Origin of the sequence: Martinezella tropici, from assembly GCF_008370325.1 — a bacterium.
GTDB classification, from domain to species: Bacteria; Pseudomonadota; Alphaproteobacteria; order Rhizobiales; family Rhizobiaceae; genus Rhizobium; species Rhizobium tropici_B.
In genome coordinates this window covers 710,491-725,145 of the sequence record NZ_VNIP01000008.1, presented here as the reverse complement: position 1 = coordinate 725,145, position 14,655 = coordinate 710,491, and the positions used below count along the sequence as shown (strand labels likewise).

Below are 14,655 nucleotides of genomic sequence, written 5' to 3'. Positions count from 1 at the left end.
GCTTCATTCCGTTTTCTCAACTCTTATACAAACTATCAATTCGCTGAAAAGAAGGGTTTTGCGGCGCCAGTACGGAATTTTCAGCGCGGGAAACGTTGGTTTACAAAATTCCTGGAGCTGGAAATATTGAGCAATAAAATAATGCTCGGCATAGCAAAACGAGCCGGCAATCAAGATGCCTTCGCTGTCGGAAGCATGCCCTCTGGCTCCATGGCGTGCGAAGCCAGGCACGGCGGGTTGGGTCAGGCGGCTCGCCGCCACTCGACACTCCAGGCGGAAAGTCGTCCCTCGATGGCGCCGCTGTCCATCATCAGGCGAATTTCGATCGGAGCGCGCGGATCGACGACATCAATCGGCACCGCCGCTTCGAATGAACCCGTGCCTTGCGGACAGACCCGCAGCCTCCCCAGCAATTCGGCGGCATGAATTTCTATCGTGAAGATCTGTCCGTAGCAGTCCTCATCCACATCGAAATTGAGCTTCGCATTCCAGTGGCCGGTCGGCAAGTGCAGATAGGGGCCATAGATCAGGCAGCGGGCTCCTCCGGTCAGGTCCACGGGTTCATCCAGGCCCTGCTCCAATCTGTCACCGGAAAAAAATGTCTCTTGCGGCCAGGAGATGGCGGTGCCGAAAGCCCCGGCCTGACCGAACTCCAACGGGTGAAGGACCTTCCTTGCCGTCTCGCGCAGGGACTCGCTGAGTTCGGGCACCTCCTCCTGCGGCGTCAGATATCCCGCGATGACAGCCGCCGCGGCCTTCTCCAGTTTCGGCGCTTCGGCGAGCGACAACTGGCCGGAGGGCGTCATGCCGACATGCAGCAGCGCGTTTGCAATCTGCTCCAAAGTCAGATCGGTGCCGAAATGGTCGTCGATCTTCCTGAGCAGCAGATCGATGCTGCCCTTTTGACTGACGTCGTTGCGGCGCAGGACCAGTGCCGCGGAAGCGTTCGCAAGCGGCTCCAGACAGGCAAGGCTCGCCGACACGGCCCTGACCAGGCCGATATCCCGCTGTTCGGTGGCGCGTGCGAGATAGGAGACCGCATCGATGGGATCTTCGAGAAACAGCAGAAAAGGCACGTTGATCCTGCGGATCAGTTCCGACAGCCTGGCTTCCGGAAATTGCGAGACGAGCACGGCATGCATCCCCGATCGGCTCTGGACGTGTCGCTTGAGATCCTCGATCGTGTCCGTTGCGATGATTGCGTAGTCGCCGAAGGCTTCGCGTGCGAGCGCATGGACGGCGGCGACACCCCAGGAAGACATGACACCCGGCATGCCGAAGGCGAAGAGGATGGTCATACCCAAGCTCTCCCGTGATTATCCATTGAAAAGCGTGTCATAGAGCGCGCTCACTTTCTGCTGATACCGACCCGGCGAGAAGCGTGCCGCCTGCCTCGGGCCGGCCTTGGCAAACGAGGCGCATAGCGCGTCGTCCTGATCCAGGCTGACGATCGCCTTGCGCATCTCCTCGGTATTGTACGGATCGACCAGCAACGCAGCATTTCCGGCAATTTCCGGGATCGACCCTTCCGTGGAGCTCAGGACCGGCGTTCCGAGCTGCATGGATTCGAGCACCGGCAGGCCAAAGCCTTCGTAAAGCGAAGGAAACAGCACGGCGCGCGCGCCTCTGATCAGGCTTATCAGCAAGGGATAGGAAACGAAGTCGAAACGCTGGATCTGCCGTTGCGGCAGGATGCGGTCGTCGGCACGGAGATAGAAGCGGAACCGATCATCATCGATGAGTTGCTGTGTTTCCGCGCCCTTCCATCCCGGAGCGCCGACGATGATGAGCGGCTTGTTCGTCTTTGTCGCAAGATAGGCTTCGACCAGCCGCGAAATGTTCTTTTTCGGCTCGAAGGCACCGAAGAAAAGGAAATATCCCTTCCAGTCGAGATGGAAGATGCCGGCAAGCTCGTTGGCAATCACATCGGCCGGCTTGGCGCGAAGCTGTTCCGGCACGTGAACCGCCTGATAGGTATTGCTGACCCTCGCCTCGTCGGCGCCGAGAACCTTGATGATATCGGCGCGGGAAGTCTCGGACACGGTCACGATATGATCGGCCCGCCGCACGAGGGACCGAAGCATCTTGTAGTGATAGCGCTTGTCGTCCTCGGTCAGATAAGGCAGCCGCAACGGAACCAAATCGTGGATCGTATAGATGTTCAGCGCCTTCTTCGCCGCAATCGGCATGGGATAGGTGCAATGCAGGAGATCCGGCTGGGCCTCGAATTTCATGGTAAGATTGCTGCCGTAGCGCTTGAAATGGTATCTCGCGAGCTGGAACAGGTCGTTGGAGGCGTAAAGCATGCCGGAATCGCCGAGCTGCGCTTGAAGCGACTTCAGAATGACTGTTCCGCTCAGCGGAATCGGAACCGGCTTGATGCCGAATGGCGCGGCAATGCGGCGGCGCAGCCATCGCTTTGTCGCGGAAAGCGCGCCTGGCACACGGGCGCTGGAATCGTCAAACAGCAGCACTTCCCGCAGTATGGGATCCTTCGGAACGTTTCCGGGCATTCCGTGGACGACTCCGGTCTGGTAGCCCAACGCACGCGCCGTCGACATCAGGCTCCTCGTGTAGGTCGCCACGCCGGTGCCCTTCTTCAGCGAAAGATTGAGGCCATCGTAAAGGATCGTCTGGCTCACTCCCGTCTCTCCTTCGGCATCTTGCATCCCTCCCCGTCCTCAGGCCGGCTTGTCGCGGGAAAGGACGAGGAGCGAGTCGTCGGCCCCGTATTTCTCGAGCAGGTCCGCGCAGGTGATGGGGACAGCTTCACCACTGAAGTCGAGACGCCGAAGCGATCCGTAGATGCCGGCAAGCCGCTCAAGGAAACCGCGTGCATCGGTGTAGCGTGCGGGATTGAATTCGACGACAAGCATCGGCTTGTGGCGGGCAATGGTCTCGCCCATTCCCTCGATGATGACTTCTTCGGCCCCCTCGGCATCGATCTTTATGAAGTCGACGCGCGTGCAGGACGCGCTCAACCGGTCGAGCGTTGTCACCGGAACCTTGATGAGGGAGCCATCCTGGGGGTGTGGCAGGAAAGTCTCTGCGACGATCAGGGCGTTCTTCGGCTCGCTATGGGGAACATAGAGAGATGCCTCGCCCGATGCCACGCTGCCGAGCGCCAGCCTCTCGATCCGCGTTCGTCCGAGCAGTCCGTTGAGCTCGACGCTGCGGCGCAGGAAATCCGCAGCATGCGGGTTGGGTTCCACGGCGATCAGTTCGCCCTTGGCTCCGACGAGCTCAGCCAGCAGAAGCGAGTAATAGCCGAAGTTTGCGCCGACATCGATCGCGGTCATGCCGCGCCTGACGTTGCGCGCACAGAACAAGGTCAGCCAGATTTCCCAGAAACCGTCCAGGAGGACATGGGACCCGAAACCCCTGTCGCGGGTATCGATATAGAGCTTGTAGCGGCCGAGCACGCGGACCAGGGCCGTATGGTTCCCGAGATAGGAGCTGCTTACCCGCTGCAAAATGGCAGCCTCGGCCTGATGCCGATCGAAAGCCATCAACTCGTGAAGGTGCAGCAGCGGCGAAGAACTCATCTTATCCCTCTCGATCCGGCCTTGATCCGGCATGCTCGCAATGCAATTCGCAGACCGGGCAACATCATGAAACGTCCTCGATTCCCGCAGCTCTCTCGCTGCTGTCACGGCTTTCGAGCGATATCCTCAGTTTGCCGTCGATGCGGATATGCCGACCGATGCGGCGGACAGTGCAGTTCCCGTGACGCCCTGGAAGAGACCCATGAATTTCTGAATATCGATCGAGGAGGCATTGGAAATGTAGATGATGTCGCGCGGCTGAACCTCGAAGCTCTGCATGGCGAGCAGCGTCGAGCCGTTTTTCAGGTTGAACCGATAGACGATCGGAATCGGTCCACCGCGCCTTAGCAACGGATTGTTCGGTGCGACCATGCGGCGGGCAATGTCGAGCGGCTCGTAACGGAAGAGGAAGACGCCCGAAGCATCTGCGCGGGAATCCTGAAGTCCTCCCGCGCGTGCCACCGCATTTGCCATCGTCAGATGCTGTACGCTGAAGGGCACCTCGCCATTCTGCGCCGATGCGCCAAGGATCGTGTAGGTTGTCGGCTCGCGCACGACGGTGACCACGTCCTCGGGCCGCAATCTTATGTTCTCGCGCGGGTTCTGGACAATCGCGGTAAAAGGCAGGTGCATCGTCCGGCGTCCCCGCGTCAGATAGACGACGCTGTCGTTGACGCTGGCGCGCAACCCTCCTGCCGCGGCAATCGCATCGAGTACGCGATCGCCGGCCGGCGACAGCGCGACACGTGCGCCACCGGCAACCTCGCCTGTAACTGTGACCGTGTTCGAGGCGCTTTGCTGCACCGTCACCAGCGCTTGCGGCTGCACCGCTTTACCGGTAAGGCCGGAGATCACGGCTCGCTCAACGGAGGCAGGCGTCCGGCCGGCCGCGTTGATGCGTCCCACATAGGGAATGCTGATCGTGCCATCGCTATTGATGGTTTGCGGCGGGATCGTAACGGAACTGCCCGTCGCCTGCTGCTGCCCCGAGGCACTGGCTGCCATCCCGAACAAACTTCCAGGCGGGGCCTCCCAAAGGCTGACCGAGACCACGTCACCAACGGCGATCTTCAGGCCTGGATCACGCGCGCCTTCGCCGAAATAAGCCGCCAGACTGGCGTCCGGCCGTGCGGCACTCCTGACCATTGCCGTCGATATCACGTCGACCAGCGCAAATGGTGGCACGGTACGCGCCGCCGCCTCCTCCAATATGCGGGAGGCCTTGGGTCCGGCCTCCGGTAATGCACAGCCCGTAAGAACGCAGGCGAGAACACACAATAATCCGAACTTCAACGGCATCGACAATCCTGAACGGCATGGAGGCAGTTTTGATGAGGCATCATTGCTCGGAACACACTAAGCCGTTCCGACATCGTCACTACGCTCCCGGGTAAACCGAAGGATCGACGACGGGCTGGAGCCATAGGCATGCTTGTAGAGAACGGAGAACCGGCCGGGATTGGAAAATTGCAGGCTCATGGCAAGATCGGTGATGCTCTCGGCCTGGCCTCCCTTGATGGCGCCGTGGGCCGCGGCCAGCCGGTAGTTGCACAGGATTCCCATCGGCGTGTCGCCGCGATAGGTCTTGAACATGCGTTGCAGCGCGCGCGGGCTGCAGCTTGCGGCATGGGCGAGATCTTCCAGCATGATCGCATTGTGCAGATTGTCGCGCATGAAGGCCTCCGCCCTCAGAAGCTGGCGCGGCGCACTTTCCAATGTTCCACGATGGAAGGCATCGGAAAGATTGTGCGGAAGCTTCGCAAACAGCTTGACCAGAAGAAGCTCGCTGTAGGCCTTTGCGAGCATCACCCTTTCAACCGGGCGAGCGGTCATGAGATCCTTTTCGGCCTGACGAAGGGTCTGGTAGAGCCCCTGCGCGCCGCCTTGGCGGAAGCTCACCGGCGCCAGGGCGAATTCCTGCACATAGGGCTTGCCCGTCAATTCCTCGAAGTGCTGCCGGATAACCGATTCCGGAATTTGAAACAGCAGCCAGGAGCTCCGCGGCTTTATCTCCAGCCGCTTGCCGGCGCGGTCGCTGATGCTGGCGACATTATTGGCAGGGATGCGCAGTGATTTATGCATCCGCTTGTGATTGATTTCCAACTCGCCTGCCAGAACGAATACGATGCTGACACGCGGCACGTCCTGCTTCGCAATAGCCTCCAAGCCTGCAGAGTGCTCCGCACTTATGATGGACGTCGACTGAACGGGCTGCTTGCTGAATTTAAAGGAATAATCCCCACTGGATTCCGACGGAACGCCCCATTTCCAGTTTGGTTCAAGTACATCGAGATTGCGAACAATTGCATCACGAGAATACACTTCAAAAGTGCCAACGCATTGTTCGGCAACTCTTTCCAACATCGCCATCCGCTATCCTACTCAAAATCTCAGATTGCATATTCGCAACCGCCACCACATGATTTATCGAGCCAGATTTTTTCTAGCGTTCGTTATGAGGACTTCATGGTCTTGCCCCTTTGACCGTCCCAAATCGTAGGATCATTCATTTTAAGTTGCATTATCAAGAATTAAATTAGCACGACGAATTTTAGCACGACAGTACAGATAATGACGGGGTTATACAGATTCCTACACCTCCATGCGCTTGCTCACAGCCAGCCCTCGGGCACGACGCCATCGGACAAAAATGCCCCTACCGGTATAGCCATTATCCCTGCCATATACTGGCGCTGGCTGCAGAAGTAGTTACTAATTTATGCGCTGCAATCACCGCGCGATGGTTGTGATGGGGGCACATGCCGTATGTCGGTGAAATATGTGGCGAGAATCGCCGCGATTTCGAAAGCAATTAAAAAGCGATTTAATTTCGATTACTCTAATGTATCGCGTGCTTTGACCGGGCGAACCGACAGGATCCGAGATGTCGCGGCATTGTTTCGATAATCGGCGCAAAGATGAGACAATGCTCGACTGACAGGCTTCCGATACTGTCTCATTTTGCAAAATCGGCGGCCGGCGTTTGTCGCCGACGCTCGAAAAAATACAACCAAAAGCAGACAATCTATAATGTGGAGTAGATTCGAAACGCTGTTTCTATGTCATCGAAAACGCGGCCTCGGCCATTTTTCAGGACCAGTGCCGACTTGCACAAATCACCGATCACATTGAGGTTATGTCCCACGATGATCATCGAACGATCCTTGCGTTTGACGAAAAGTTCTTCAAAGGAGCGCAGCTGGAAACGTTTGTCGCCGACAGCAAGCACCTCGTCGATGAGATAACAGTCGAAATCGATGGCAAGCGACATACCGAAAGCCAATCGCGCCCGCATGCCGGACGAGTATGTCCTGATGGGCATGCGTAAGTAGCGACCAAGCTCGCTGAAATCCTCCACCAAATCGCGAATTTCGTCGAATGGCTTGTCGTAGATCCGTGAGAGGAAGCGCATGCAGTCAAAGCCGGTCATCGAGCCGCCGAAGCCGCCGCTCAGAGCGATCGGCCATGACATCGACATGTTGCGCACGACCTTGCCTGATGTCGGCTCCTCTATCCCGGCGATCATTCGGACGAGCGTCGATTTTCCTGCGCCGTTATGACCGAGAACGGCGATCTTCTCGCCACGGCCGATCTTGAAGGTCACGCCATCAAGCACGCGGCGCATGCGCCCGTTCACTTCATACTCCTTGACGAGATCGAATACGCCCACAATGCCATCTTCGTGCCAGGGTGCCTCGGTCCTCGGGACCGCGACTTCCGACGGTGTGATTCGCGCGAGACTGGAAGGAAGATTAGTCATTGCTGGGCCGCATGCTCATAGACCTGGATGACGAAGAAGCGCACAATCCAGAAAATGGCGAAGCAAATCGCAAGCAGCAGAAGGAATGACTGAAGGCGCTTCGGATAGAGCGCATGATCCGGCAAGTTCGGATCGGCTATCCGTTCGAGATAGAGTTGCTGCCGTTGCGCGTCGATTTTTGCGTTCTCCAGAGAAGCAGTAGCCGAGGTCAACATTTTCGCGGCCATTTCCCGCTCCAGCAGCAGCTGTTCGTATTGGGCGATACGCGGAGCCATCGAACCGTCGCTGCCGACGATGCGTGCCCGTTCGTCGCTGATTTGCCGCTCCATCGCCGCTACCCGCGCTCTTAGCGCTTCATTTTGCGGGCTCCGAGGGGCTTGCTCGTCGAGCGCGGCAAGACGCGTCTTGCTGTCAGCCAAATCGTCCGAGAGCCGGGCGATCATGTTGAGGGCCGCGGACGACTGCTTGCCCGGATCGACAAGCGCTTCGCGATTGCGGAAATCCGTTAGTCTCTTCTGCATGTCGGACAGCCTCACCTGGCTGTCATTCACCTCGACCTGCGCATAACGGATTGCATCCCGCCGGGCGCGATCATTCAGGCGATTGATAAGCTCTTCGGCGTGCTGAACCAGGGCATGCGCCAGACGATAGGCATCATCGGCCTGAAATGCCCTGACATTCAGCGTCGTCACGCCGCTGCCGCTATCAGTGTGAACATTGATGAACTGGAGATAATGCTGAAACAGCTCCTCGCTGTTGGCCTCGCGCCAGGGCAGAGGATAGCGGTTGAGAACGTCCGCCTCGGGCCGCGAGAAAATCTCCTTCAGGCCATCCTTTTCGACGAGCGCGTCAACGGCCGCGCGGGACTTGATGAACTCGGTGACGATATAGCTGTCGTCCTGCGCACGAACGAAGCCGGTACTCTGGAGGAAGCCGCTGAGCAAGCCCGCCGCATTCCTGTTCGGGCTGCGAACGACGAACTGCGTCTCAGAAACATACTGATCGGCAGATATGAAGGCATAATAGATGCCGCCGAGCAGGCCGGGAATAACGACGATCAGCAACAACAGCAGCTGGGATCTGACCCATCTCGCAATTGAAAGCGGCCGGGAGACGGGCCGGCCCGTGACGATGCCGGACGAGCGCGCCGTTACCAATGTGACGAAATCGACGAAATCCTTGTTATTCTCGATACGGCTCATCTGGGACCATCAATCTCTCGGAGAATGGCCTGAACCATTCAATAGTCATCTTGCCGAAGCTTCGCGCGCATCGCGGCAGACTTCAGATTTCCGACGCCCCCGACCGTCGCCTCGCCAAGGCGCATGACGTTCGTTGCGGCATTTAGTTTCGCAAGAGATTCCCATATATCCTTTGAAAGTCAAATATAATTCCCGGATCCCCTGATATTTTACATGTGGTATCAAGAATAAGTTGCCTTATGTCGCAATTAATACTTTGGCGACGCGATCCGTATGGCGGGGCGAAATTGCGGCGGTGATAACTGCCATTCAATTCGCCATTTCTCCCTCATTGCTGGTTCAAGGAATTCGGAATGGGAAAGCTTGGAGGCATCTCGAGCCGTGTCAGCAATCGTGCGGGGCCGAATAGTCGCGAGCGTTCGCGGCTGCAAAGCGCAGCCATGAGATATGGACTTACCATCCTGCAGTCGCTGCTCCCCATACCCCCCGAACCGATCCCGCTTAGGCAATCGGTCGTAATCCGGCATTGCAGGTCGCTTCGCTCAAGCGGCCATGAACGCTTCTAGCCTGCATTGGGGGATCTATGCATTTGGATTCGACGATTTTCTCCCAGGATATGCGGGCCTCGACGGCAGACACAGGAGAGCGGCCGTCCTGGCTGCCTGCGGCGAACGCACAACTGCTCGCCTTCCTGACGACCCGACGGCGCTTTCCCCTGATCGGCCCGGCGATTTCGGCCTCTCTCAGGCCGATCGAGCTGATGGCGGGTGCAGCCGCGGATGGTGTCGTGGGTGGGGGGGATGGGCCGCTTGCCCGGATGGCGCGCCTTTATGCGCGCATTCACCGTCTGCCATTCTGGACCGTCGCCGACGGCTTCCTGCAATCCCCCGGCACCAGCATGGCGCCGCCGGTTTCCATCGTCACCGACGATCTCGGAATTCATTTCTCCGCCCACCAGCCGTCACGGCTGGAAACTCTGCTCCAGGGCGGGCCGTGCCATAAGGACATTCGTCGCGCGAACGATCTGCGACAGCGGATCGTCCGCGAGCGGCTTTGCCAAGACAATCATCTGCCGGAGGGTGCAGTTCTCCTTCGTCGAAACCACCGCAGGCGCCTCCTGCTCATTGACCAGGCCGTTGGAGATCGATCCATAGAAAGCGCCGGCGCCGATGCCGGGGCCTTCGCAAGGATGTGGGCCGCAGCGCGTGCCGACAAAAGCGCTGATATCATCATCAAGTGCCACCCCGATGTCGTCGCGGGCCGCGCCAAAGGTTTCCTCCAACCCTATATACACACAGGCGGAGTGCAGTTCGTCGACAAGGCCGTCTCCCTGCATTCGATACTGGATCTGGTCGATGAGGTCTGGACAGTGTCGAGCCATCTAGGCCTCGAGGCATTGTTGCGCGAAATACCCGTCGTGACCTTCGGCATGCCTTCCTATGCCGGCTGGGGACTGACCGACGATCGCGCCGAAGGCGCTGCAGCAATTGCAGCGCGCGCCCGGCGGACACGGAGCGTCAACATCGACGAATTTGCCGACGCGGCATTCCTTCAATATTCCCGTTATGTCGATCCGGTCTCGCGCCATCCGATCACGGCCGAGCAGGCCGTCGAACGGCTGCTCGAATGGCGCCACCACGCTCGCTCCCTTTCGGGGCGCTATCTTTGCATCAACTTCTCGCTCCACAAACGTTCGGTGATGCGCCGTTACCTGAGCAGCCCCAGATCCGAGGTGCGGTTCGCCACCGATCCGACGACCATGCAGATCCAGAATGCCGATACGATCGTCCTGTGGGGAAATGCCGATCCGCCGGAGGAAAGCCTTCTTTGGAAAGGTGGCAAAAGATTGCCGATCATTCGGGTTGAGGACGGCTTCATCCGCTCCTCCGGCCTCGGCAGCTCGCTCGTTCCTCCATCCTCGCTCTGCTTCGACAGGCAAGGCATCTATTTCAATGCCTCAGCCCCGAGCCAGCTCGAAACGATTCTGAACGGAACGAATTTCGATGAGGCGCTCCTCGGGCGGGCAAAGCGGCTTCGGCAGGCGATCGTCTCGATGGGCATCACCAAATACAACTTGCCGCCGCAGGCCGCGCCGGACTATCGCGGCAAGGCCAAGGGCCGGGCGATCGTTCTGGTGGCCGGGCAGGTTCCGAACGACGCCTCCCTGCGCTTCGGCATGGCAAGCCATGCATCCGACATGGAGCTGCTAAAGGCCGTTCGGCGCGCAAGGCCGAAAGCGTTCATCATCTACAAGCAGCATCCGGATCTCCTGGCCAAGGCTGAAGGCCGTCACCCGCCTTCATCCCCATCGATGAATGCTGCCGATCTTATCATTGGCAATGTCGATCTCGACGATCTCCTGCAGGCGGTCGACGAAGTTCACGTCGCGACATCGTTGATCGGCTTCGAGGCATTGCTGCGCGAAAAGCCGGTATGGTGTCATGGCCTGCCCTTCTATGCGGGCTGGGGTCTCACCCATGACACCGTCATATCGCTCCGGCGCAAGCGGCTGTTGAACCTTGATGCCCTCGTTGCCGGCGCGCTGATCCTCTACCCGCGATACTGGTCGAATATCGCCGATCTCCCTTGCGAAGCGGAAGATGTGGTCGCCGAGCTTTATCGCGCGCGCCTGGGGGCGGCTCCCAACCCATCGAGACGGCGCTGGCTTGCGCAAGTCATCCACATGCTTGAGGCGAGAAAATCGTGATGAAGCCGATCATTATGGATATTTCGCGGCTTATGGAGCGGGCGCATTGCCCGACGCCTACAGGCATAGATCGCTACGAGCTTCATTATGCGCATTGGCTGAACGAGCGACGCAAGCACGCCGCCTTGACGAATATCGCCGGGTCTCCGCAATCGTCATGGTTTGTCGAAACGGCCCGCCACGGCGCCGTCTCCGTTGCGACCGAGCGGGCGGACAAACTGGTCTCCACGCTTGCCAGCCGCTGGGCGGTGAGCGAAGTATCAAGCTCCCAGGCCGCCCTCCTTGATCGCATTTTCGCCGCCATCGACGGCAAGATCCGATGGCAGGCGTCGGAAGCGAAGGTGGGTGAAACTTACATCCGAAAACTGCGCAAGATCGCGCATGTCGTCGCCAATCGCTTTGCACATGGGCGGACGCTGCCCGGCAACGCATCCTTCGTCCACGTATCCCATAGTCGGCTGGAACGGACATCGGCTTTTTCCTGGCTCGAGGAAACGGGGCGGAACGGCGTTTTTTACGTCCATGATCTCATTCCGCTCTCGCATCCCGAGTTCGTCCGGCCGGAAGAACCGGAACGTCACCGTCGAAGGATGGCGACGGTGCTGAAGCACGCCTCACTCGTCCTGTGCAATTCCCAGGTGACGGCACGGTCACTGCGCACCTTCGCCCAGGAATGCAACAGCGAGCTACCCTCCATCGCCGTGTTGCCCCCGGGCGTCGAGCAATGCTTCTTATCTCCTCCCAAGGACATGGCTCGCCCGCAAATCCCCTATTTCGTGACGATCGGCACCATCGAACCGCGCAAGAACCACATCCTGCTGCTGCATCTATGGCAATATCTGGCCGAACGCGACGGCCCGATGGCACCGCGTCTGGTGATCGTCGGCAAGAGGGGATGGGAAAACAGCCACATCCTGGCAATGCTCGAGCGGTGTCCTGCCTTGCCCGGGCTCGTCATCGAAGTACCAGGGCTGGAGGATGCCGCTTTGGCGCGGTTGGTTGCCGGCGCCGCCGCCCTCCTCGCCCCCTCGTTCACCGAGGGTTACGGCATGCCGATCGCCGAAGCCATTGCGCTCGGCACGCCGGTCGTCGCCTCCAATATCAGCGCGCATCGCGAGGCTGCAGCCGGTCACCCGGCAATTTTCCTCGATCCGCTTGACGGACTGAGCTGGAAAGCCGCGCTCGATATGATCGCCGCCTCGCCGAGGCACCGAACCAGACCGAGCCAACCAGGTGGCTGGGACACGCATTTCGATGACTTGGAGGCGCTGATGGCGGCCGATCTTTCCGCTCGACGTTATGCGGCCCAACGAGCGCCGCGACGCCTGGAGACGTTATTGCCCTCGCCAGTCCTGCGGTGACCGGAGCGGGAATGACGCACGGCAATGCCGGCGACAAGCAGCAGCAGAATAGATTCAAATCGTCAGAAAGACGGGGAGCAGCGACGTGACAAGTTTTTACGACATCGAGAACTGCTACAAATTCATTCTGGGCCGCGCGATAAACGACGACGAGCGTAATGCCATAGCGCAGAACCTGTTACAGGTGACGGACATTCCGTTGAGTGAGCATCGCCGACGTTTTCTCAGTTCTTACGAGTTCCACCAGCGCCACAGCGAATTGCTGTTCAACAATTTCGTGCCAAAGTCGATTTTCGTTCTGTTTGAAACGAAATACAATTTCAAATTGTATCTTGATTTGCGCCAATACCATATCTCCTTCGGCATCATGAGTGGCGAATACGAGAAATTCGACGTCGAGCTTGTCAAAGCCATTGTGCCTGACACGGGACAATTCATCGATGTCGGCGGCAATGTCGGATATTACTCGCTGTCCATCGCTGCCCACTCCCCATTCAGGGGAACGGTCCTTGCCTTCGAGCCGCAGCCCAAGCTTTGGGATCTGTTCAACCGGTCGATCCTGGAAAACGGCTTTGAAGATCGCATCAGCGTCAGCCAGCTTGCCCTTGCCGACATCCCGGGAGAATTGCCGCTCAACAACGCCGAGGAGACGATCAATGCCGGCGCAACGCGCCTGATCACGAATGCAGCCGACACCAAAGCCGGCCGCATGACGAAGGTCGAGACGCTGGACCAAGTCATCGGAAGTCTGAGGCCAGATGTCATGAAGGTCGATATCCAGGGTGCGGAAAGCCTGTTCCTAAAGGGCGCGCGAAGGACCATCTCGGTGCACAGGCCCTCTCTGTTGATGGAGATCAATCGTGAGATGCTCGCCGTTGTCTCGAAAACGACGCCAGGCGCGATTCACCATCAGCTTGCCGAGCTCGGTTACGGAATCTGGACCAGTTCGCAAAATCAGCTGACGCGGATCGAGACGTCAGACGAGCTCGATCTGAATTTTCAGATCGGCACGGTGGCGAACATTCTGGCAGTCCATGAAGATCGCGCAGAAAGCGTTGGCGAACGCCTTCAGCGCCTCGGATTGATGCTGGCCTCAGTTAAGACCAAAAAGCGGCGACAGCAGGAGGTCGCGCTCTGATCACAGCTGCAATCGGCTTTGCGGCTTCGACCTGAAATGCCCGCTATCGGGACTTTATATGGAGGCCTTATTGAATCAGCGGGTCAATAGTAGCGCAACGACGGACCGTGCGGCATCCGCGTCATTCGAACTTGATATGATTGCGCGCGATATTCACCAGGAAAAGCCCGACGGCCGTGGTGAACAGGCAGCATTTCGTGATGTAGCCGATATCATAGAAAGTTTGCACCGAATCGCCGAAGACACCGGCGCGAAAAAGCTCGAAGCAATGAACGAGGGGGACATAGAGCGCCAGCCTCTGAGGACCGCTCGGCAGCCAAGCCACCATGAAAAACATGCCACAAATCGGCAAGGTGAGATATTGAAATGGCGGCACCAGCTTCTCAACAAACTCGAACCGTTCCGAACCGGCGGCAAAGATGAGCGCCACCGCGAAAGAGAGCCAGGCCATGAACAGCCAGCCCGCCAGCAACAGACCGAGGTTCTGAAAGGGCGGGATGATGCCTACCAAACGCGCAACCGTGTAGACGAGGATGAGAGCGGCAGTCGTACCGGCAGTCTCCAGAAGCGCGCGTGCGATCAGCGCATCGGCCAGACGGATCTGGCGATGGTACATCAAGGGCAGATTTTGGCGCAGGCAAGAGACGGCGTGACCGGTTATGTGGCGCCAGAGTGTCAGCGGCATGTAGCCGCTCAAAACGAAAGCCGCGACCGTCAATCCGTGCGCCTCGTGATTGAGCAGCGTCCACATGATCATGACACCCGTGGTCAGGATCATCGGCTCCAGCGCAAGCCACAGGAAGCCGATGTTTTCCCGCCCGTAGCGTATCAGCATTTCACGCATGATGAGCGCGCCGAGCACCCGCGCCTGGATCTTCAATCCGGTTATGAACTGCGAACGGCCGCGAGTGTTCGTCGATACGTGATGCATGCGGAAGCCTC

The 14,655-nt window shown here is 58.7% G+C and carries 12 protein-coding genes; 3 read left to right on the top strand and 9 right to left on the bottom strand.

The window, feature by feature from the left end:
- Positions 1-3 precede the first annotated feature (3 nt).
- The 8 genes from FP026_RS16525 to FP026_RS16490 form a co-directional block, all read right to left on the bottom strand.
- Positions 4-261 (bottom strand): hypothetical protein, encoded by a 258-nt coding sequence (locus tag FP026_RS16525; protein WP_149635687.1) that lies wholly within the window; start codon positions 259-261, stop codon positions 4-6.
- On the bottom strand, positions 243-1,298 hold the full coding sequence (locus tag FP026_RS16520; RefSeq protein WP_149635686.1) for a hypothetical protein: 1,056 nt from the start codon (positions 1,296-1,298) through the stop codon (positions 243-245). The genes FP026_RS16525 and FP026_RS16520 overlap by 19 nt, the downstream gene beginning before the upstream one ends.
- An 18-nt stretch (positions 1,299-1,316) precedes the next feature.
- On the bottom strand, positions 1,317-2,642 hold the full coding sequence (locus tag FP026_RS16515) for a glycosyltransferase family 4 protein (RefSeq protein ID WP_246665365.1): 1,326 nt from the start codon (positions 2,640-2,642) through the stop codon (positions 1,317-1,319).
- A 39-nt stretch (positions 2,643-2,681) separates the two neighbouring features.
- Complete coding sequence (locus FP026_RS16510) at positions 2,682-3,545, bottom strand: FkbM family methyltransferase (protein ID WP_149635684.1); 864 nt, start codon at positions 3,543-3,545, stop codon at positions 2,682-2,684.
- A 126-nt stretch (positions 3,546-3,671) separates the two neighbouring features.
- Complete coding sequence (locus tag FP026_RS16505; protein WP_149635683.1) at positions 3,672-4,844, bottom strand: polysaccharide biosynthesis/export family protein; 1,173 nt, start codon at positions 4,842-4,844, stop codon at positions 3,672-3,674.
- Positions 4,845-4,901: 57 nt separating this feature from the next.
- Entirely contained in the window at positions 4,902-5,711 is an 810-nt protein-coding gene (locus FP026_RS16500) for a helix-turn-helix transcriptional regulator (protein ID WP_246665364.1), read from the bottom strand.
- 859 nt (positions 5,712-6,570) lie between these two features.
- Positions 6,571-7,215: an ABC transporter ATP-binding protein gene (locus FP026_RS16495; protein WP_281408591.1), complete on the bottom strand. Its 645-nt coding sequence runs from the start codon at positions 7,213-7,215 to the stop codon at positions 6,571-6,573.
- An 86-nt stretch (positions 7,216-7,301) separates the two neighbouring features.
- Positions 7,302-8,507, bottom strand: a complete 1,206-nt coding sequence (locus tag FP026_RS16490; protein ID WP_149635681.1) for a capsule biosynthesis protein — start codon at positions 8,505-8,507, stop codon at positions 7,302-7,304.
- A gap of 583 nt (positions 8,508-9,090) precedes the next feature.
- Between FP026_RS16490 and FP026_RS16485 the strand changes: the two genes are divergently transcribed.
- The 3 genes from FP026_RS16485 (at position 9,091) to FP026_RS16475 (ending at position 13,713) form a co-directional block, all read left to right on the top strand.
- Positions 9,091-11,214: a capsular polysaccharide biosynthesis protein gene (locus FP026_RS16485; RefSeq protein ID WP_149635680.1), complete on the top strand. Its 2,124-nt coding sequence runs from the start codon at positions 9,091-9,093 to the stop codon at positions 11,212-11,214.
- Complete coding sequence (locus FP026_RS16480; protein ID WP_149635679.1) at positions 11,214-12,575, top strand: glycosyltransferase family 4 protein; 1,362 nt, start codon at positions 11,214-11,216, stop codon at positions 12,573-12,575. The genes FP026_RS16485 and FP026_RS16480 overlap by 1 nt, the downstream gene beginning before the upstream one ends.
- An 85-nt stretch (positions 12,576-12,660) precedes the next feature.
- Positions 12,661-13,713, top strand: coding sequence for an FkbM family methyltransferase (locus FP026_RS16475; protein WP_149635678.1), 1,053 nt, complete (start codon positions 12,661-12,663; stop codon positions 13,711-13,713).
- Positions 13,714-13,834: 121 nt separating this feature from the next.
- On the opposite strand, the gene FP026_RS16470 is transcribed toward FP026_RS16475, so the two are convergent.
- Positions 13,835-14,644 (bottom strand): ABC transporter permease, encoded by an 810-nt coding sequence (locus FP026_RS16470; RefSeq protein ID WP_149635677.1) that lies wholly within the window; start codon positions 14,642-14,644, stop codon positions 13,835-13,837.
- Positions 14,645-14,655: the final 11 nt, after the last annotated feature.